Source organism: Rhodococcus daqingensis, from assembly GCF_042665615.1.
In the GTDB taxonomy this organism is placed as follows: domain Bacteria; phylum Actinomycetota; class Actinomycetes; order Mycobacteriales; family Mycobacteriaceae; genus Rhodococcus_G; species Rhodococcus_G daqingensis.
Genome location: NZ_JBHTCS010000030.1, coordinates 96683 through 115577 on the forward strand (window position 1 = coordinate 96683; position 18895 = coordinate 115577).

General features: G+C 67.5%; 18 protein-coding genes. 10 read left to right on the forward strand and 8 right to left on the reverse strand.

Annotation, left to right across the window (positions count from 1 at the left end; translation table 11 throughout):
• The first annotated feature begins 20 nt into the window (after nt 1–20).
• On the forward strand, nt 21–1451 hold the full coding sequence (locus tag ACFQS9_RS24815; protein ID WP_378409214.1) for a lipase family protein: 1431 nt from the start codon (nt 21–23) through the stop codon (nt 1449–1451).
• A gap of 79 nt (nt 1452–1530) precedes the next feature.
• Nucleotides 1531–2310, forward strand: coding sequence for a VOC family protein (locus ACFQS9_RS24820; protein ID WP_378409215.1), 780 nt, complete (start codon nt 1531–1533; stop codon nt 2308–2310).
• Between the two features lie 23 nt (nt 2311–2333).
• On the opposite strand, the gene ACFQS9_RS24825 is transcribed toward ACFQS9_RS24820, so the two are convergent.
• Nucleotides 2334–2960, reverse strand: coding sequence for a maleylpyruvate isomerase family mycothiol-dependent enzyme (locus ACFQS9_RS24825; protein WP_378409216.1), 627 nt, complete (start codon nt 2958–2960; stop codon nt 2334–2336).
• A gap of 384 nt (nt 2961–3344) precedes the next feature.
• Nucleotides 3345–4796, reverse strand: coding sequence for an aldehyde dehydrogenase (locus tag ACFQS9_RS24830; RefSeq protein ID WP_378409217.1), 1452 nt, complete (start codon nt 4794–4796; stop codon nt 3345–3347).
• Nucleotides 4797–4979: 183 nt separating this feature from the next.
• On the opposite strand from ACFQS9_RS24830, the gene ACFQS9_RS24835 reads away from it, so the two are divergent.
• Together ACFQS9_RS24835 and ACFQS9_RS24840 are read left to right on the forward strand one after the other, a co-directional pair.
• A complete protein-coding gene (locus ACFQS9_RS24835) occupies nt 4980–5180 on the forward strand; it encodes a hypothetical protein (protein ID WP_378409218.1) in 201 nt (66 codons plus the stop codon).
• A gap of 458 nt (nt 5181–5638) precedes the next feature.
• Nucleotides 5639–7957, forward strand: a complete 2319-nt coding sequence (locus ACFQS9_RS24840; protein WP_378409219.1) for a LuxR C-terminal-related transcriptional regulator — start codon at nt 5639–5641, stop codon at nt 7955–7957.
• A 26-nt stretch (nt 7958–7983) separates the two neighbouring features.
• On the opposite strand, the gene ACFQS9_RS24845 is transcribed toward ACFQS9_RS24840, so the two are convergent.
• The 6 genes from ACFQS9_RS24845 to ACFQS9_RS24870 all read right to left on the reverse strand — a co-directional run bounded on the left by ACFQS9_RS24845 (nt 7984) and on the right by ACFQS9_RS24870 (nt 13680).
• Nucleotides 7984–8775 (reverse strand): 2-keto-4-pentenoate hydratase, encoded by a 792-nt coding sequence (locus tag ACFQS9_RS24845; protein ID WP_378409220.1) that lies wholly within the window; start codon nt 8773–8775, stop codon nt 7984–7986.
• A gap of 88 nt (nt 8776–8863) precedes the next feature.
• Nucleotides 8864–9676: a carbon-nitrogen hydrolase family protein gene (locus ACFQS9_RS24850; protein WP_378409221.1), complete on the reverse strand. Its 813-nt coding sequence runs from the start codon at nt 9674–9676 to the stop codon at nt 8864–8866.
• A gap of 2 nt (nt 9677–9678) precedes the next feature.
• Entirely contained in the window at nt 9679–10836 is a 1158-nt protein-coding gene (locus tag ACFQS9_RS24855; RefSeq protein ID WP_378409222.1) for an oxidoreductase, read from the reverse strand.
• A 54-nt stretch (nt 10837–10890) separates the two neighbouring features.
• Nucleotides 10891–11583, reverse strand: a complete 693-nt coding sequence (locus ACFQS9_RS24860; protein ID WP_378409223.1) for a DUF2848 domain-containing protein — start codon at nt 11581–11583, stop codon at nt 10891–10893.
• Between the two features lie 81 nt (nt 11584–11664).
• Nucleotides 11665–12525, reverse strand: a complete 861-nt coding sequence (locus tag ACFQS9_RS24865; protein ID WP_378409224.1) for an IclR family transcriptional regulator — start codon at nt 12523–12525, stop codon at nt 11665–11667.
• A 339-nt stretch (nt 12526–12864) separates the two neighbouring features.
• Entirely contained in the window at nt 12865–13680 is an 816-nt protein-coding gene (locus tag ACFQS9_RS24870) for a 2-keto-4-pentenoate hydratase (protein WP_378409225.1), read from the reverse strand.
• Nucleotides 13681–13900: 220 nt separating this feature from the next.
• Between ACFQS9_RS24870 and ACFQS9_RS24875 the strand changes: the two genes are divergently transcribed.
• The 6 genes from ACFQS9_RS24875 to ACFQS9_RS24900 all read left to right on the forward strand — a co-directional run bounded on the left by ACFQS9_RS24875 (nt 13901) and on the right by ACFQS9_RS24900 (nt 18865).
• Nucleotides 13901–14662 carry an alpha/beta fold hydrolase gene (locus ACFQS9_RS24875; protein WP_378409226.1) on the forward strand — a complete coding sequence of 254 codons (762 nt, stop codon included), beginning with the start codon at nt 13901–13903 and terminating at the stop codon, nt 14660–14662.
• Nucleotides 14659–15309 carry a pyroglutamyl-peptidase I gene (locus ACFQS9_RS24880; protein WP_378409227.1) on the forward strand — a complete coding sequence of 217 codons (651 nt, stop codon included), beginning with the start codon at nt 14659–14661 and terminating at the stop codon, nt 15307–15309. The genes ACFQS9_RS24875 and ACFQS9_RS24880 overlap by 4 nt, the downstream gene beginning before the upstream one ends.
• A 25-nt stretch (nt 15310–15334) precedes the next feature.
• The gene (locus ACFQS9_RS24885) at nt 15335–16180 is read left to right on the forward strand and encodes an alpha/beta fold hydrolase (protein WP_378409228.1); all 846 of its coding nucleotides are present in this window, start codon (nt 15335–15337) and stop codon (nt 16178–16180) included.
• 141 nt (nt 16181–16321) lie between these two features.
• Nucleotides 16322–17188 (forward strand): VOC family protein, encoded by an 867-nt coding sequence (locus ACFQS9_RS24890; protein ID WP_378409229.1) that lies wholly within the window; start codon nt 16322–16324, stop codon nt 17186–17188.
• 83 nt (nt 17189–17271) lie between these two features.
• Nucleotides 17272–18519 carry an NAD(P)/FAD-dependent oxidoreductase gene (locus ACFQS9_RS24895; RefSeq protein ID WP_378409230.1) on the forward strand — a complete coding sequence of 416 codons (1248 nt, stop codon included), beginning with the start codon at nt 17272–17274 and terminating at the stop codon, nt 18517–18519.
• Between the two features lie 13 nt (nt 18520–18532).
• Nucleotides 18533–18865 (forward strand): non-heme iron oxygenase ferredoxin subunit, encoded by a 333-nt coding sequence (locus tag ACFQS9_RS24900; protein WP_378409231.1) that lies wholly within the window; start codon nt 18533–18535, stop codon nt 18863–18865.
• Nucleotides 18866–18895 lie beyond the last annotated feature (30 nt).

An 18895-nucleotide genomic window follows, 5' to 3' on the forward strand; every position in this document is an offset into this window, starting at 1 on the left:
TGCGGTGTTAGCGTGGCTGTATGCCGGTCCGTGGGCCAGGGGCGCGAACGACCGCGGGTGCCTTCGCGAGGCGCACCCGGGCCGGGATGTTCGCGTTCACGATGGCGATCACCTGTGCCGTGTCCGCGCCGCCGTCCGTGGCGGGCGCGCAGCCGCCGGGCCTCGCTCCGCCGGTCCCCGGGTTGCCGGGGCTCGTCGACTCGATCGTGCCTCCCCCTGCTCTCGGCCCGCCGCCGGCGGAGGTGCCGTCGATCGCGGCCGCTCCGGGTGCGCCCGCCGGAATCCAGGCGTTGCGGATCGCGGTGATGCCCGCGGACGTCGGAGACCCGTTCTTCGACGCGTGGCCGGATTCGTTGGGGTCCATGGCGAACGGTGACGTGCTCGAGATGCGGGACGTTACGGCGGCGGCGGCGCCTTACGTCGGGGCCCCGGTGCGCGAGGTCCGGCAGCTCAAGGTGCGGACGACGGATTCCGCCGGTGCGCCCTCGTTCGCGACCGCGACGCTGGTCGTCCCGGCCGCGCCGTGGACGGGGCCGGGCGGCCGCCCCGTCGTGGTCAACAACCTGCCCATCGACGCGCTCGGGCGTGCCTGCACGCCCGGCTACACGCTCTCGCACGGCCTGAGTACGTCCACGAATGTCGCCGACTTCATCCCGCCGACGACCGCGCTGGCCGCGTCGCACGGCTACGCCGTCCTGATCCCCGATCACGAGGGGCCGCGGATGGCCTACGCCGAGCCGCACGTCGCGGGGCACGCGGTCCTGGACACCATCCGCGGGGTGCGCCGCGCGATGCCCGGCGAGTTCGGCGCGGGGAAGATCGCGATGACCGGCTACTCCGGCGGCGCGATCGCCACCAACGGCGCGGTCAAGCTGATCGACTCCTACGCACCGGATCTCGCCGACGACATCGTCGGCGCCGCGCTCGGCGGGGTCCCCGCGGACTTCGAGATGCTCACCCGGAGCATGAACGGCAACCTGGCGACCGGACTGTTCCACGGCGCGACGATGGGCATCGCCCGCGAACGGACCGAGATCCTCGGCCTCGCCAACAACCTGGCCCGGCAGCTGGCGACCTCCCCGCTCAAGGACCAGTGCGTCTACACGCTCGGCGCGGCGGGCGCGACGTTCCTGCCGATCGAGGCGATGGCCACCATCGACGACCCGCTCGACTCGCCGCAGGCGCGCGAGCTCTATCGCGCGATGAAGATGGCCGGCATCGCGTCGGGCACCCCGTTGTACATCTACAACGGCGCGCAGGAGTTCTGGATCCCGGCCGCGGGGGCGCGGGAGCTCTATGTGGAGCAGTGCGGGCTCAACGTCGCCGCGGTGTACCGGGAGGTGTTCGGCGAGCATGTCATCGCCGCGGTCACCGGCTATCCGGGGGCGCTGCAGTGGCTCGACGAGCGGTTGCGCGGGCTGCCCGCGCCGGACGAGTGCCCGCCCTCGTGATCGCGCGGATGTCGCTGCGGGAGCGTAGGTTCGGCATCGCACACCGTCAACAGCCACACCTCGGCCATAGGAGACTGCAGTGCCTGAACCCACATCCATCGTCGGCGCACCCTGTTGGGTGGACCTGACCAGTTCCGATCCGCACCGCGTCATCCCCTTCTACTCCGGGCTCTTCGGATGGGCGGCCGACACCAACGAGGACCCGCAGTACGGCGGCTACTCGATCTTCAGCAAGGACGGCAAGCCCATCGCGGGCCTGGGGCCGCAGCAGGAGGGCAATCCCTACGGCAACGTCTGGACCGTCTACCTGGCCACCGAGGACGCGGCGGCGACCGCGGACAAGGCCGCGGCCGCGGGCGGGCAGGTGATGATGCCCGCCATGGTGGTCGGCGACCAGGGCACGATGGCGATCCTCAGCGATCCGGCCGGAGCCGTGGTCGGGGTCTGGCAGGCGGATCAGCACCGCGGGTTCGGCTTGGTGGACGAGGCGGGCGCTCCGGTCTGGTTCGAGACGATGTCGCGTGACTACGCTGCGGCGTTGCCGTTCTACGAGAGCGTGTTCGGCTGGCGGTACGACTCGATCGGCGACAGCGACGAGTTCCGGTATTCGCAGGCCAAGATCGGCGACGAGATGGTGGCGGGCGCGATGGACGCGGCCGGTTTCCTTCCCGAGGGTGTCCCGTCGTTCTGGCAGTTCTACGTCGGTGTGCAGGACACGGACCAGGCCCTGGAGCGGGTCGTCGAGCTCGGGGGAGCCGTGATCCGGCCCGCCGAGGACACGCCGTTCGGGCGGTTGGCTGCGGTGGCCGATCCGCTGGGCGCGAACTTCCAGATCGCCTCGATTCAGCAGCAGCCGTAGCGGCGTCGGGACGGTGCGCCGGGTCAGATCCGGTCGGTCAGCTCGGCCAGGCCGTCGCCGGACAGGTCCGTCAGTCCGGCGGGCCGTCCCGTCATCGCGAGGACGAGGGACAGTATCGGTCCCGTCACCTCGGGCCCGGACCCCGTTGACCAGTCGGCGTCGTCGGCGCGGAGGGTGAGCCCGGCAATGCGGGTCTTGGTGCCGATGAGCAGGTTCGAACCCTTGAAGAAGTCCGCGATGCGCGCCAGCGCGTCCGGCGGGTACTCGTGGGTGATGCCCAGGGGACGCCGGATGTCCTCCGCATGCACGATCGTCTCGCCCAGCCAGGTGTCGACCGGGCCGGGTGGAGCGGAGGACCTGTTCGCGGCGGACCGGAACTGGGCGAGGGTGTCGGCGGGCGTGCCCGCGGTCTCCCTCGCGATCTCCTTCGCGAACATCGGTTCGAATCGGAACCCGGTCCCCGCCATCTTGCGGAGGAACCGCGCGGGCGTCATCTTCGCGGTCGCGGTCATGTGACCGAGCGTTTCCCACACCGACCACTGCTCGCACAGCGACGGGGTCGACCATTGCTCGTCGGTGAGCGAGGCGAGGTCGGCGGCGAGGGCCGACCGCTCGGCGTGAATCGTGGGCCACGGGCTGGGTGCTGCCATGGTGCGCCTCCCGGAACGGCTGCCGACCGGCCACGCACTGGACGTGCCGCTGCCGTATCGGTACTTCTGACGATCGTCCTCTGGGCCCGTTTCCGCAATCGGGTTCGGCACGCACAGACCCGAAATTCACCCCTAATTCGCAGGTCAGAACTATTGCAGACGATGCGGAGCCGGGCGTACTCTCAATGGTGCGGATCAAGAAGAGAGACCGGTAACGGTCGGAAGCTTGAGAAGCAGAGATCCGGCCGAGGATGCGATCAATCGCTACATCCCCGGCCGAACCCCTGTCTGGGGCACGTTCGTTTTCTGGCCTCTCGCGAGCGCGGCCAGGACTTCCATCAAACTCTCCCCGAACTCGGCGACCGGGTGTCTCCGAGGGAGGGGTCACGCGAGCGCGGCGTCCACGTAGAGCGTCTGCGACTCGGTGTACGCATCGAGGCTCTCCGGCCCGAACTCACGACCGATCCCGCTGGCCTTGAACCCGCCGAAAGGGCTCCCGAAGTCGAGGGTGAAGGTGTTCACTCCGAACATGCCGGTCCGCATGCGATCCGCGACCGCCATCCCTGTCGCGCGGTCGTTCGTCCACACCGAGCCACCCAGACCGTACGGGGAGTCCTGTGCGATCCGCACGGCGTCGTCGATGTCCTCGTACTCGATGACACACACCACGGGGCCGAAGATCTCCTCCTGCGCGATCCGCATTCCGTTGTGCACATCCACGAAGAGCGTGGGGCGCACGTACCACCCGTGCGTCAATCCCTCCGGCATGCCCGGGCCGCCGACGACGGTGGTCGCGCCCTCGTCGGCGCCGAGCTCGATGTAACCGGCCACCCGCTGCTGCTGGGTGCGGGTCACCATCGGCCCGACGTCGACGGTGGGGTCGGACGGGTCGCCGACGTGCAGCGACTCGACCATGTCCGCGAGGGCATTGATGTAGGCGTTCTTGCGTGCGCGCGGCACGAGAATCCGGGTCTGGCTCACGCACCCCTGCCCGCTGTTGGCGAACGAGGCGAACTCCATCGCGGCCGCGGTGGCCGCCGGATCGGCGTCGTCGAGGATGATCGCCGCGGACTTGCCGCCCAGTTCGACGGTGCAGCGTCGCATGTCACGTCCGCACACGGAGGCGATCTGTCGGCCGGCTGGCGTCGAGCCGGTGAAGGCGATCTTGTCCACCATTGGGTGTGCCACCAGATGTTCCGATGCGGCCTTGTCCGCGGGCACCACGTTGACCACGCCCGCCGGTAGGCCCGCCTGCTCGACGAGCTCGGCCAGCAGCATTGCGTCCAGTGGGCACTCGGGAGCGGGCTTGACCACCACAGTGCATCCTGCGGCCAGTGCCGGTGCCAGCTTGGCCATGATCAGCATCTGCGGAAAGTTGAACGGAGCGATCGCGCCGACGACGCCGACCGGAAGTTTGCGCACGATGGCAGGCCCGCTCTCGGCGGTGGGACGGGGTTGTTCCCATTCATATTGCGCGGCAATGGAGATGGTCGAGCGCAGGCAGTACAGGCCGCCGGTGGCCTGACGGGCTCGGGACAGTGTGATCGGCGCACCCATCTCGGCGCTGATGATCTGGGCGAAGTCTTCGAGTCGCGCCTCGTACAGATCGGCCAGCCGGGTCAGGAAGTCGAGGCGCTCAGAAACGGTCATCCGTGGCCAGGGGCCTGTGTCGAACGCGCGGCGGGCCGCACCGACGGCCGCGTCGATGTCGGCGGGCGTGCCGTTCGGAACCGATGCGATTACCTGTTCGTCGTGTGGCGAGACGATCGAGATCGTGTCGCCTCCGGTCGACGAAACCCAATGGCCGTCGATGAAGATCGTGTCGTAGCTGTGCATGTTCACCTCTCAGGTCGGTGGAATCGGAACCCGTCGGACGCCCGGGTCGGGAGAGCTGTTTCGTACGGCTGAACGGTGCCGTAGACGATCCCGCCTGAGTTCCATAGCGTGATCGCATTCACGGACATTCAAGTCAGGATGTCTGAGTACCGTTGTGCCACAGTCAGTTAGAAGGAGAATGCGATGCTGAACTCGCGGTTGTCGCCGATGGGTCCCGTGCAGAGGTGGGCGACCGAGGCGCTCGAGCATTTCGTCGCCGAGGTCGATCGTGGCATGGTGATCCGCCCCGCCGTCGGCGGGCGCTTCCCGACGCTCTGCGACGTCCATGCCGAGCTGGCTCGCCGTCGGGCCGGCGGCACACGGTCCGCTCCGCAAAGGCGCTAGCGGTGTGTCTCAGATGAACCTGAGACACACCACTCGGTGGCGAAGGCGCCCCCGGCTGCGAGGTCAGCTCGCCGCCGAGCGGAACCAGCCCGCGGCTCTGCAGCCCATCGCCTCCATGCCGCGCAGCTGCGTGACCGTCCCGCCCGGCGCTACAGCGGTCACCCGGATGTGTGGAGCGAGTTCGAATGAGACCTGGGAACCGTTCGGAAGAACTCCTCGGTTTGCTGCGAGGTCTGGATTCGCCGACCGGAGTTTGTTGCGATCTGTTGATCGAACACGTGAATCTCCTCGTGGTGTGCGGTGCGAGTTCTCGGTAAACTACGAGCCGCACGCGGCGGTGCCAACGGAGCCGGTCCGACTGCCGGAACGTCATCGGACGCCGCGATCTCTGGGCCTCGCATCGTGACGGCGACTATCGTTGAAAGCTGAAGTACCCCCCATTGCACGCGAGGTGATGTATGGCCGATGCCCCGCCGCTCTCCGCCGCGCAGGGCCTGCCGGCGGATATGACGAGCCTGGTCGGACGCAGCACGGAATCAGCGGAGATTCGCCGGCTGGTGGCTCTCTCGCGGCTGGTGACGCTGACCGGGATCGGTGGCGTGGGCAAGACCCGGCTCGCGGTCCACGTGGCTCGTAAGGCCCGACGCGGGTTCTCTGACGGTGCGGTACTGGTCGAATTGGCCGAGGTCGCCGATCCCGCCCTGGTGGCGTTGACGGTGGCGCAGGTGGTGGGCGCTCCCACCCACCAGGCGGACGTGGTGGCGACCTTGATCGACTATCTGCGTGGGCGTGAGCTGCTGCTGGTGCTCGACAACTGCGAGCACCTGCTCGACCAGAGCGCAGTCCTGGTCCGGAACCTGTTGTCCGCCTGCTCCGGTCTGCGAATCCTGGTGACCAGCCGTGAACCACTGCGCGTCGCCGGTGAGTATGTGTTCGAGGTGGAGCCGCTCTCGGTCCAGCGCACGGCGAATGATCAGGCGCGCGCCGAGGGGACGCTGCCCGCGGCCGTGACGCTGTTCGCCGAGCGGGCGGCGGCCGCTGCGCCCGGATTTCGGATCACCCCGGACAACGCCGAGACGGTCGAGGAACTGTGTCGTCGGCTCGACGGGTTGCCACTGGCGATCGAGCTCGCGGCCGGGCGGATGCGCGCGTTGTCGCCCAGCGAGCTCCTCGATCGCCTCGACGACCACTACCGGCTGCTCAGCGTCGGAGACCGCTCCGCGGCCCCGCGGCACCAGTCGTTGTGGGCGACGCTGGATTGGAGCTACGAACTCTGTTCGGACCGGGAACGCCTGCTGTGGGATCGGCTGTCGGTGTTCACGGGATCCGTGCACCTGCAGGCCGCCGAGTGTGTTTGCAGCGGCGACGATCTACCCAGGGACGCGGTCGTGGACTGCATCTCGGCGCTGGTGGACAAGTCGATTCTCGTCCGGCACGTCACCGATGGAGGGCCGACCTACCGCATGCTCGAGACGGTGCGCGAGTACGGACTGCGGAAACTGCGCGAGAACCCTGCCGAAGCGGCGATCGTCGAGCGCTATCGGGCCTACTACCAGCGTTTGGCGCGGGAGTTCGACGAGAACTGGTTCGGTCCGGGCCAGGAGCAGATGGTTGAACGGATGCGCGGGGAGCACGCCAACCTGCGCGCGGTTCTCGATTCGCTGCTCTCGGATCCCCACGGTGGACGGGCCGCCCTCGGGATGGCATCGGCACTGTTCTGGTACTGGTTGGGGTGCGGGCAGCAGCGGGAGGGTCGACATTGGCTGGATCGGTCCCTGGCGTCGGACAGCGCCCCGAGCCCCGAGCGCGCGGGTGCGCTGTGGTCGAACGGCTATCTTGCGGTGGCGGAGGGTAAAGCCGTTGTCGCCCTGGATTTGTTGCGGAGCAGCGAGGACCTCGCGCGCGAACTGGGCGATACCGTGAACCTCGCACACGCGACACACCTTCGCGGAGTCGCCGAACACAACCTCGGCAATACGGTGCTGGGCATGGCGCTGATCGAGGAGGGATCGGCAATGGAGGAGGCGGGCGGTCCCAGCATGCTCCACGTTCTCGCCCTCGAACATGTGGGCTGGGCCTACTGTCTTCGGCAGGAGCCGGAGCGGGCACTCGAAGTGCTCGAGCGGTGTCGCGATGCGTGCACGGTGCACGGCGAACGCTGGTTGTTGTCCTGGATCCTCACGTTTCTCGGCCTGGCGAACTGGATGCGCGGCGACATCGCCACGGCCGGTGAGCAGCTGCGGGAGGCGCTGGCGATCAAGCGACCCTTTCAGGACGCGCTCGGCATCGCGGTGGTGGTGGAACTGCTGTCCTGGGTCGCCGTGGCGGAGGGCGACGCGCTCCGGTCGGCGCGGTTGTCGGGGGCGGTTCGACGGGTGTGGGAACCGCTGGGGCACTACCCCAGTGGGTTCGAACTGCGGACCTGGAGCGAACGGACTGCGCACGAGAATCGAACACTCTTGGGGGACAGTGTTTTCGAATCCGCCTTCGCTGACGGGCGAGGGCTCGACACCGAGCAGGCGATCGCCTACGCGCTGGGGGAGGCGCCGCCGGTCGAGGAGAAATCCTCGCCCGACGACGCACTCATCACCAGCCTCACGCCCCGGGAATCACAGGTGGCGCGGATGCTTGCCGAGGGCCTGACAAACAAACAAATCGCCCAGGTGTTGGTCATAGCGCCGCGCACCGTGGAGAGTCACGTCGAGCACATCTTCACCAAGCTCGAGGTGAACTCCCGGACCCAGGTCGCGGCGCTCCTCGCCGGACAGGGTCGATGAGCCGACGATCGTGGCCGTAGCCTTGCTTAGGAACTCTCCTTCCGGAAGGTCGCGGTGACCGTTCCGATTCCGCTGAATTCCGCGCTGAACGTGTCGCCGTCGGCCACCGGGTGGGCCGCGGTCAGGGAACCGGGCAGCACGACGTGCCCGGCCTCGAGGGTCACCCCCAGGGGCCCGACCGTGTTGGCAAGCCACACAAGCGAGTTCAAGGGAGAACCGGAGACGGCGGCGCCCGCGCCGGTGTCGACGATGTTCCCGTTGTGACGCAGTACGCAGCCGGTGAGCCGCAAGTCGGTGGCGAACGGCGCACAGAAGTGGCTACCGAGCACCACGCCGCCGGAGGACGCGTTGTCGGCCACGGTGTCGGCAAGCGTGATCTTCCAGTCGCTGATCCGGGAATCGATGATCTCCAGTGCCGGGACGACGTACCGGACGGCGGCGGCGGCCTCGGCCGCGGTGACGCCGGGCCCGCGCAGCGGTGCGCCGAGCACGAACGCGATCTCCGGTTCGATCTTTGGCTGCTTGAACGTCGACACGTCGACAGGCTGGTCCTCGAGGTGGAACATGCTGTCGAGGAGGTGGCCGTAGTCGGGCTGATCGACGCCGAGCTGGCGTTGCATCACCGAGGAGGTGAGCCCGACCTTGTGGCCCTTCACCGTCGCACCGTTGTCGGTCCAGTGTTTCACCTGCGCCAGCTGGATCGCGTAGGCATCGGTCACGGTGAGTCCCGGAAACTGTTGCGTGAGTGGCTCGATCGACCAGCCCTTGTATGCGGTCAGGAGCGCCTCGGTTGCGCGTTGCTGGATGTCTCTGATCATTCGGTTGCTACCTGTTCTCGGGGTGATTGACCACCGATTCGACGGTATGTTCAGGTTTTTCGGTCCGTCAACGTCGAGGGTCCGAAGCTCAGAACGTCGCGGGCGCACGGTTGGCAAGCGCACCCGTCCGCTCTCGAGAGCGGATCGCCGGGGCTGTCTCGACGTCGACGATCAGCAGGCCCGGCTCGGCGCCTAGCCGGCCCGCGACTGCGCCGAACGGGTCGGCGACCAGGGACCGGCCAATCCCCGTCGGCGCGTCCGGATTCACCTGGACACCTGTGGTCCTCGGGTCCGCCTGGTCGCAGCCGAGTACCCACGAGCCGGAGTCCAGCGCCCGGGCGCGGACGAGCACCTCCCACTGCTGCGCCTTGCCTTCCCCAGCACCCCACGAGGTCGGCAGCAGCACCGCGCTCGCCCCGGCCTCGGCGAGACGCTGGAACAGTGCCGGGAACCGGACGTCATAGCAGGTCGCGACGCCGATCATGAGGCCGTCGACCGTGACCGTGACACAGTCAGTGCCGGGCGTCACGGTGTCGGATTCGCGATACCCGAAGGCGTCGTAGAGGTGGATCTTGTGATATTCGAGGTGCTGGCCAAGCCCGGTCAGCAGCACGGTGTTGCGCACCCGGTCACCGTCTGGGGTGAACATTCCAGCAGCGATCAGCACACCATGGTCGTCGGCGATCTCGCTGACCGCGGATGCCCACGGACCGTCGATCGGTTCGGCGACCGCGGCAAGTGGGACGCCGAAATGGGCCATCATGGCCTCCGGGAACACCACGACCCGCGCGCCGGCCTCGGCGGCGCGCTCGACCCAGCTGCGTACGAGCGACAGGTTGTGGCTTGGATCGGCGGTGGAGGTCAGCTGGCAGAGCCCGATTCGCACGCTGGCGCCCGCCATCTCTAGGCGTCCTGTCCCGCGCGCGGAATCCATCCGGGCCGGCTCAGCAGGTAGCGCACCATGCGCGGCGGGATGGTCAGCACCGACTCGATGTCGGCGGCCTCCTCCGGCAGCTGAGTCCGAACCTGGGTGTGCGCGCCGGCCTTCAGCTTGTCGATCCACTCGGGGTCGATGAGCGCCGCACGTCCGACCGCAACCAGATCCGCGCCCGCGCCCAGGGCATCGCGGGCGTCGTTCAGCGTGCGGATGCCGCCGCTCGCGACGACCGCGCTGCGCCCGGCCACAGCCGCGGCGATCGCCTCGATCGGATTGCGCGACTCCACGCGTGCTCGGGTCTTGGTCCAGTCTCGGTCCTCCGGTTGGGGGGAGTTCCGGCGGAAGTTGTCCATCGAGATGTGCACGTAGTCGACGCCGTCGGCGGCCAGGCGGTCGGCCAGGCGTGCCGAATCGTCGAGGGTGTAGCCGCCTGCCTCCGACTCGAACGGCGTGACCCGAAATCCCACGGTGACCTCCGGTCCAACCGCCTCGCGTACGACCTGGGCGACCGCGAGCGGGAAGCGCATTCGTTCGGCGACGTCACCGCCCCATCGGTCCGTGCGCTGGTTGGCCCGTGGGGAGAAGAACTGGTGGATCAGGTAGTGGTTTGCGCCATGGATCTCGATCCCGTCGAATCCCGCCTGCACGCCGAGGGCGGCCGCCCGTCCGAACGCGGTGAGCAGTCCCTGGATCTCGTGTTCGGTCAGTTCTCGCGGTATGCGGGCATCTGGACGTGCCGAGGGGATGGGCGAGGGTCCGCGAATGCCACTGGGCCCGACCAGTTCCGGTAGCGCGATGCGGCCACCGTCGTAGATCTGCAGAACACCGAGCCCGCCGTCGCCTCGGACCGCCCCGGCCACCGCTCCCAGGCTAGCCAGATGTGAGTCGTCGGTCGCACCGATGCCCTGCCAGGCCCGCCCGTCGGGGTGCACAAAGGCGCAGGAGGTGATGGCCGCGCCGAACTCGGCGGCACCACGCCGAGCCAGATAGTTCAACTCGGCCTCGGTCGCCGACCCGTTCGGATCGGAGGCGTCGGTCGTCATTGGCGCGAGGACGAACCGATTTCTCAGCGTCGCACCCGAATTGAGGCGTAGTGGGGACCAGGGATCGGAAGGGTCGTGCACAGCAGCTCCTGAAGAGAAGGGAACGTAGACGGAATCGAGCAACGGAGTCAGAGGTCAGTCGACCGGTGGCGGAGTTTGGCGCACCGCGTAGGACAATTCGATCGACCGGCCCGTGCGCGGATCGCCCAGCTCGACGCTCCATCCCGTGCTGAACTGGTCGACCTCGGCGCGCATCGGGATCGTTCCGGACATGAGCACGGTGCCGGGGTTCAGCATGCCGCGCGCGCGCAGCTCCTCAGCCCAGTACATCGGGGTCAGCAACTCGGCGAGTGTGCCGTGCTGGATCACCCGCGGTCCGGCCTCGGTCATCACACTCCCGATGAGGGTGAGCTCGTCGATGCGGTCGGCGACGTCGGCCAGCCGCCACGCCTGACGCGCCAGCACGTCGGGTGCGGCCTGCTTGCTCCATGCCACGCCGTGCTGTTCGAGCCGCCGGTCGGTGTGGTCGCAGGCAGCGGTCAGCAGCAGCTCGCTCGGATCGTCGCCGGCGACGACCAGCGCCCACTCTGCCTCACCTGAGGTGCGTTCGTGCTGGACGGGCACCTCGTCGACCTGCATGGCAAGGTACGGCGCGATCGGGTAGATGCAGGGGATCCTGGTGGGTGCGGGTACCCCCAACTCGGCAAGCTCGGCGACGTGCGCGGCGACGTCGGCCTGGCTTCGGCCGGCATATCCGGCGTTGAGCAGGGTGTGGACCTCAACCGCGACCTGCTCGTTGTCGGGTAGCTCGAAGGTCAGGCGGGTCATCAGTTTTCCTCACTGTCGGCGTGGCGACGCCACGAGTTGTTGAGTCTGCGTGGCTGAGCCACAGGGCTTTCGAATGAAGGGTCAGACGGAGATGTGCTGCTGCCAGCTCATCTCCTGGGCGAGCTTGGCGATCCCGGCAGCCACGGCGCGGATGGCAGGCACCGCGTTCGCCGGCCGGAACCGGTGCACGGGACCGGAGATCGAGACCGCGGCGATCACTGCGCCGGACCAACTCCGCACCGGTGCCGCGATACAGGTCAGGCCCGGTTGGATCTCCTGCCGGTCGTAGGCGATGCCGGACTGCTGGATCATGGTGAGTTCGCGAGCGAGCTGAGTCGGCGAAGCGATGCTCGACGACGTCGCCGGACGCAGATTGTTTGAGACACGCCCGAGTACGTCGGTGCTGCTGAATGCGAGCAACGCCTTGCCGACAGCCGTGTTGGCGGCCGGTAGCCGGGCGCCGATACACGCAGGCGAGTTGACGCCGTTGTGACCGTGAATCTTGTCCACGTACAGCGCGTCCTCTCCGGCGAGCACACAGAGGTTCACCGTCTCGTGGGTCATTTCGTAGAGGTCGAGTAGGTGAGGCAGCGCGACGCGCCGCAGCTCCTGTGTGTCGGGGTTCGTGGTGAGCGCGCCCAGCTCGTTGAGCCGGGCGCCTGGCGAGTACTCCGTGCCGCGCTTGGTGACCATCTCCCAGTCGACGAGGACGGCGAGCAGCCGGTGCGCGGTCGACTTCGGGAGTTGCGCGCGGCGGGCGATCTCGGAAACGCCCATGCTGGGGTGATGCGGAGTGAAGCTGCTCAGCAGCGCCAGCGCCTTGGCCACTGAGGTGGACGAGTCGGGGTCGGGATGGTCTCGGCCAGTGATCAACTGGATGCTCGTGCCGCTGCGGGCGGTGCCGGTGGGCCGGGCCGAAGTGGCGGTGCTGGGAATCGTCATGGTTGCCTCTCGGTCGCCAGGGCCGACCGCGGGGTCGGCGGGCTGGGGCTGTCACGAAGTCGCGACGCGGGCTGTCGCATTCAGGTCGGGTTCGTCGAGGGCGGCAAGACCTCCCTCGACGGACGTCCACCGAGCGTGCGCAGGGTGTCCGTCACCAGGGCTGAAGTGGGCTGACAGCTCTGGCAATGGGTGTGTCACCTGGGCGGGTTGCTGGGTGGTTGACCTGTTCCTCGACGTTATGCCAGCAGTGGTCTCCGTCACATCGGGGGAACTACCGAGGGACTACCCATTTACAGCTCGGTGAATGCCGGGCAGCCGAGCGGTGCACCAGCTCGGTGCTCAGCACGTCACGCCGATCGACCCGAGATGGGTGAACTGTGCGGTGATCGTCGTTCCACGGGGCGCGGCGACGGCGTCGGTCATTCCGCCGGTCATCACGATCCAACCCGCCTCGATCGCGTGGCCACGCTCGGCCAGCGAGTTGGCGGCCATGGCCAGGGCCTCTGCGGGATGCCCCTGCACCGCCGCGCCGACCCCGGTCGCCGCGAGCTGTCCGTCGACCTCGAGCAGGCACGCCTCGAGCGGGAGGTTCAGGACCGCGGGATCCGCGCCGACCGGCCCGGTCACGTAGTAGGCGGACGACGCGTTGTCGGCGATCACGTCCGGCAGCGTGAACCGGAAGTCGAGGTAGCGGCTGTCGATGATCTCGAGGCTTGCGTACACCCGGTCGACTGCGGCCAGCGCCGTGGCGGCCGTGACGCCAGGCCCGGCCAATCGCCGCCCCATGACGAAAGTGATCTCGGGCTCGATTCGCGGATGGATGAGCAGATCCTGGGGAAGCGGGGCACCGGCCGGCAGCGTCATCGCGTCGGTGAGCCAGGCGGTCAGCGGTGCGGACACACCCATCTGGCGCTGCTTGGCGGGCGAGGTCAGCCCGAGCTTCACACCGACGATGTTCTCTCCGCGCTCGATCCGTTGACTCAACGCCTCGTCCTGGATGCGATAGGCCAGGGCGATATCCAGCTCGGGGTAGGCGTCGGTGAGCGGCGCGCGCGCTGTGCGATCCGCCTCGGCGCGCAACAGCTGACTCGCGATCGAGTCGACCGATCGCAGCGGCTCCAGTGTCTGGACCGTTCCGCCGGGTTCTACGTTCATGCCTGATCCTCACGTCGTTGTCGTGCATGGTGAACGCTCACCCTGACCTGACCGGCCGAACGTGAGAATCTCCGCGGTCCGCCCCCCGGAACATCACCGGGGAACCGCCGCCTCGGTGCATGCGCTTGCCGTCCTGTGGAACGCGGGTGTTGCCGGACGGTGCGCCCGTCACGATCCTGGTGCCTCGACATTCCGAGTTGGAGCGAAAGGACATTCACCCATGGCCAGAATGGCGGTCGACGGTGTCGAGGTTTACTACGAGGATCACGGGCAGGGGGAGCCGCTGCTGCTGGTGCACGGCGCAGCGGCATCCGGACGGTGGTTCGGTGACCTCGTTCCGCAGCTTGCCCGCGAGTACCGGGTGATCGTGCCCGACCTTCGGGGGCTCGGGCGAAGCCAGCGGGTCGCGCCACTGACCCGACCGCAGGTGTGGGTGGAGGACCTCTGGCGGCTGTTGGACGAACTCGGGCTCGACCAGGTCCATGTGGCAGGGGTGTCGCTCGGCTCGCGGATCGCCGGCCGCCTGGTGCTCGACGACGCCGCTCGGGTGCGCACGCTGACGGTCGACGCACCCATCATCGGCTTGAGCAACAGCGGAAACGCCTCGCTCAACACGGTTTTCACCAAAGTCGATCCTGACGGCGAGCAGGCCCGCGAATGGCAGAGCCTGCACGGCGACGACTGGCGCGACGCCGTCGAATTCTATGCGAGGACCCGCAGCACCTCCGATTTCCAGGACTACTTCACGCTGCGGCCGCATCTCGCCGACCTCGCAGTGCCCACCCTGGTGTGCCGCGGCGATCTCGACGACCCGATCCACCCGGTGGACGACGCATTCATCTGGCACAAGCAAGCACCGAACACCCAACTCTTCATCGCGCCGGGTCTGACCCAGTCGTCGGTGATGCTCGAGCGCACAGAGCAATTCGTCGTCGAGTTCGCCTCGTTTCAGGCGCGGTGTGCGCTGGCGTCGGCGGCATGAAGCGGGTACTCGTCACGGGATTCGGGGCATACGCCGAGGAGGCCGACAACCCCAGCGGGGTGATCGCGCGCCGGATCGACGGGCAGCGGATCGCCGGGTGCGACGTCTTCGGTCGCGTTCTGCCGGTGGACACCGAGACGGTGCGGGGCGCGCTGGCCGACGCCATCGAGTGCTCGCGCCCGGACGTCATCGTCATCACCGGGGTGGCACCAGGGCGCACCGCGCCGGCGTTGGAGCGTGTCGCAATCAATGTGCGGGACTTCCCGATTCCGGACACGGATGGACGCACGCCGATCGACGAGTTCGTCGAGCCGGGTGCACCCGCCGCCTACCTGAGCACGTTGCCGGTCAAGGCGATCGTGGCGGGTTGGCGTCGCGCGGGCATTCCGGGCTACGTCTCGAACACAGCCGGCACCTACTTGTGTAACCAGACGTTCTACCTCGCCCGGCACCTGTCGCATGAGACGTCAGCGCGCGTTGGGATGGTGCACATACCGGTCATTCCCACCCGCGCGTTCGAAATCGGCACTCCGCCACCTCCGTCGATGTCGCTGGATGTCCTCGAGCGTGCTGTGTCGCTTGCCGTTTCGATCGCGGTCCAGCACGACGGAGCGGACCTACACATCGGTGGCGGAGCGATCAGTTGACCTGCGACCGCTCAGAGGAGCTGCAATGATCGAGATGTCGGAGCAATCGAGTAGTCGAACCCTGGAGGTCGACGGGACCGCGGTTCACTACCACGACGTCGGCTCGGGCGAACCGTTGGTCATCCAACAGGCATTCGGGCCGCTGCCCGGCACGACGGCATGGTTGACCTATCACCGGATTCTCGCGGACCTGGCCGCCGATCATCGCTGCATCGTGGTGGACTACCCCAATTTCGGGCGCAGCAGTCCCCGCGAGTTCCATGAGCCGGTACACGACCTGTATGTACGGAACACCGTGGCGGTGCTCGATGAACTCGGGCTCGACACCGTGACGGTGCTCGGGGTGTCGACCGGCGGCACGGTCGCGCTCGACATGGCGATGACCGTTCCAGAACGCGTCGACCGCCTCATCGTGGGCGGCTGCAGCGCGTCCACCGGCGGTGACCCGTACCTGCTCACGCCGGCACCCACCGAGGTGGGGCGGCTGTTCGACGAATGTCAGTCGGGTCCGGCCGATCGCGACAGAATCGCGCGGCTGCTTCGGGGCATCGTGTTCGACCCCGATCTGATCGGCGACGACCTCGTCGAGCGGATGTATGCGTGGCGGCTGCGAGAGCCCGAGCATGCCGAGGCCTGGACGCGTTCGACGATCGTCGCGCGGAGCAACCTGCAGGCGCTGTCGACGATCACGGTGCCGACACTCGTCGTGCACGGGCGGTTCGACCGCATGGTCCCCCTGGAAGGGGCACTGATGCTGCTGGGCTACCTACCGACCGCCGACCTCGTGGTGCTGAACAACTGTGGGCATTGGCCACCGTTCGAGCGTCCGCGCGACTTCGTCGCTGCTGTGCGGGCGTTCCTTGCTGGTTGACCACGCGACCTCGCCCTGTCTGCGTTCCGACAGGCGGATCGAGCGCGTTGTCGAGACCGGGATGCCTCACCCAAGCTGAGTACCCAAGCCGGAACCAACACAACGGATTCCGGCGGACCATCAGGAAGGCGACACGCGATCATGACTGAAGTTGTCGGGCTCGGCTACGTGGGACTCTACGCGACGGACCTGGAGGCCTGGCGCACGTATGGTACCGAAGTTCTTGGCCTGCAGGATGTTTCCGCAGCGGAGGACTCCGATGATCAGACCGTGCTGCTGCGGGCCGACGAACGTGGTTGGCGGTTTGCGATTCATCGTGGCGATGCCGGCGGCGCGGCCTACGTCGGGTGGGAGGTCGCCAACCAGCCGGCCCTCGACGCGCTCGGGGAGCGGCTTGCCGCGGCTGGTGTCGCCGTCGAGGAGGATCCCGACTGCGCGGTCGTGCGCCGTGTCGAGGGCCTGCTGCGGTGCACCGATGCCGATGGGCACCGCCTCGAGTTCTTCTACGGCGCACGCGTGCCGAAGCAGCCGTTCGTCTCCCCGCGCGGAGTTCGGTTCGTCACCGGTGATCTCGGCCTGGGACACGTCTTCTTCTTCGTCACTGACCTGCCGGCGGCCAAGAAGTTCTACCTCGACATGCTTGGATTCCGGCTCAGCGACACCATCGAGTTCCACGGGCGCAAGGTGCACTTCCTGCACGTCAATCCGCGTCACCACAGCCTGGCCTTCGTCCAGAACGACAAATTGGCTCCGGCCCTAGGCCATTTCATGCTGGAGGTGGACCACATCGACGACGTCGGTCGCACCCTCGACGAGGTGAACACTCGCGGCGTGCAGCTCACCGAGACACTGGGCCGACACACCAACGACCTGGCGATCTCGTTCTTCATGAAGAACCCGTCGGGTTCCGAGGTCGAGTACGGCTATGACGGTCGACTCGTCGATGACGCCACCTGGCGGGTGTCGAACTACGACGCGACCAGCCTGTGGGGCCACCACCGCGACTGAGCCGCGGGTGCGTGAGTGCGAGGACCTCACCCATGAGACAACACCGGCATTGACCAGAACACCGAGATGACAGAGACACAGAAATGACTGAAACCTACGTCGTGGTCGGCGCGAGCCTGGCCGGCGCGCGCGCGGTCGAGGCGCTTCGTACCGAGGGGTTCGACGGCCGCGTCGTCCTGGTCGGTGCCGAGAACCATCTGCCCTACGATCGCCCGCCGTTGTCCAAGGAGGTGATCCTTGGACACAAGCAGCCCGGCGAGACGCTGATCCATCCCGCGGAGTTCTATTCCGACAACGATATCGAGTTGCTGCTTGGCGCCCGGGCGACGCGTATCGACGCCCACGGCCGCCGCGTCGAGCTCGACCGCGGACGGTCGATCCCGGCGGACAAGGTACTGCTGTGCACCGGCACAACGCCACGTCGTCCGGACGTCCCCGGCATGGATCTTGACGGCGTGCACTTGCTGCGCACAGTCGACGACTCGATCGCCATCCGCGACCAGCTACGCGCCGGCGGATCCGTCGTCATCGTCGGCGGCGGGTTGATCGGAATCGAGCTCGCAGCATCGGCGCTGGCGTTGGGCAACGACGTCACGGTGCTCGAGCGTGATGCCGGACTGATGCGCAGGGTGCTTGGCGCACAGGTCGGAGATCGCCTCTCGAGGCTGCATTCGGACCGTGGCGTGCGCATTCGGACCAACGCGGAGGTGGCGCGGATCGAGGGCGATCGCCGCGCGCGCCGGGTGCACACCACCGACGGGTTCGCAGTCGACGCCGACCTCGTGGTGATCGGAATCGGTGTCGTCCCCGCGATCGACGCCGCCCGCGACTCCGGTATCGACATCGACAACGGAATCGTCGTCGACGAATACTGCGAAACGTCGATGCCGAATGTGTACGCCGCGGGAGACGTCGCCAGCCATCCCAACGAGCTCGCCGGAGAACGTATCCGGCTCGAGCATTGGCAGAACGCACAGAACCAGGGAATCGCGGCGGCACGCTCGATGGTGGGCCGCCGCGAGCCCTACCGGGATGTGCCGTGGTTCTGGTCCGATCAAGGTGACACCAATATTCAGGTCGCCGGCCACCCGCGGGTCTCCGACGATCTGGTGTGGCGCGGCGACCCGGAATCGTTGGAGTTCACCGTGTTCCATCTGCGCGATGGCGTGCTTGCCGGTGTTGTCGGGGTCAACCGACGACGCGACGTTCGAATGGCAATGAACCTGATCGACAAGCGGGTACGCCCGGATCCGGCGTTGCTCGCCGACCCGGCCGTGGACATACGCAGGATCGGCGAGGCCTCGTCGCTGGACAGCGGCACGTATCGGTGAAAAGGAGGAAACAATGACAACCACGGAGAAGTCGGAGAACCTGGTCCGGGTATGTGGGGTAGAGGAACTCACGGCGGGAAATGTGACCCGGGTGAACACTCAGCCGCCCATTGCGGTCTACAACATCGACGGTGAATTCTACGCGACCGCTGACTGGTGCTCGCATGACAAGTCATCGCTGTCGGACGAGGGATTCATCGAGAACGGTCAGATCGAATGCGGATGGCATTTCGCCAAGTTTTGCATCAAGACCGGCGCGGTCACCGCACCGCCGGCCTCGGCGCCGTTGGCGAAGTATGAGGTTCAGGTCGTCGACGGCGCGGTATACGTCGTCGTCGAGAGCTGAAGACTCGTTCCAAAGCCCAGAACACGTACA

What these genes read in the sequence shown, in the direction of transcription:
- ACFQS9_RS24860 (WP_378409223.1), bottom strand. Translation starts at nt 11,583, where the DNA reads ATGACCCGCCTGACCTTCGAGCTACCCGACAACGAGCAGGTCGCGGTT.
- ACFQS9_RS24895 (WP_378409230.1), top strand. Translation starts at nt 17,272, where the DNA reads ATGACTGAAACCTACGTCGTGGTCGGCGCGAGCCTGGCCGGCGCGCGC.
- ACFQS9_RS24900 (WP_378409231.1), top strand. Translation starts at nt 18,533, where the DNA reads ATGACAACCACGGAGAAGTCGGAGAACCTGGTCCGGGTATGTGGGGTA.
- ACFQS9_RS24870 (WP_378409225.1), bottom strand. Translation starts at nt 13,680, where the DNA reads ATGAACGTAGAACCCGGCGGAACGGTCCAGACACTGGAGCCGCTGCGA.
- ACFQS9_RS24885 (WP_378409228.1), top strand. Translation starts at nt 15,335, where the DNA reads ATGATCGAGATGTCGGAGCAATCGAGTAGTCGAACCCTGGAGGTCGAC.
- ACFQS9_RS24835 (WP_378409218.1), top strand. Translation starts at nt 4,980, where the DNA reads ATGCTGAACTCGCGGTTGTCGCCGATGGGTCCCGTGCAGAGGTGGGCG.
- ACFQS9_RS24825 (WP_378409216.1), bottom strand. Translation starts at nt 2,960, where the DNA reads ATGGCAGCACCCAGCCCGTGGCCCACGATTCACGCCGAGCGGTCGGCC.
- ACFQS9_RS24850 (WP_378409221.1), bottom strand. Translation starts at nt 9,676, where the DNA reads ATGGCGGGCGCCAGCGTGCGAATCGGGCTCTGCCAGCTGACCTCCACC.
- ACFQS9_RS24845 (WP_378409220.1), bottom strand. Translation starts at nt 8,775, where the DNA reads ATGATCAGAGACATCCAGCAACGCGCAACCGAGGCGCTCCTGACCGCA.
- ACFQS9_RS24890 (WP_378409229.1), top strand. Translation starts at nt 16,322, where the DNA reads ATGACTGAAGTTGTCGGGCTCGGCTACGTGGGACTCTACGCGACGGAC.
- ACFQS9_RS24840 (WP_378409219.1), top strand. Translation starts at nt 5,639, where the DNA reads ATGGCCGATGCCCCGCCGCTCTCCGCCGCGCAGGGCCTGCCGGCGGAT.
- ACFQS9_RS24865 (WP_378409224.1), bottom strand. Translation starts at nt 12,525, where the DNA reads ATGACGATTCCCAGCACCGCCACTTCGGCCCGGCCCACCGGCACCGCC.
- ACFQS9_RS24815 (WP_378409214.1), top strand. Translation starts at nt 21, where the DNA reads ATGCCGGTCCGTGGGCCAGGGGCGCGAACGACCGCGGGTGCCTTCGCG.
- ACFQS9_RS24880 (WP_378409227.1), top strand. Translation starts at nt 14,659, where the DNA reads ATGAAGCGGGTACTCGTCACGGGATTCGGGGCATACGCCGAGGAGGCC.
- ACFQS9_RS24830 (WP_378409217.1), bottom strand. Translation starts at nt 4,796, where the DNA reads ATGCACAGCTACGACACGATCTTCATCGACGGCCATTGGGTTTCGTCG.
- ACFQS9_RS24875 (WP_378409226.1), top strand. Translation starts at nt 13,901, where the DNA reads ATGGCCAGAATGGCGGTCGACGGTGTCGAGGTTTACTACGAGGATCAC.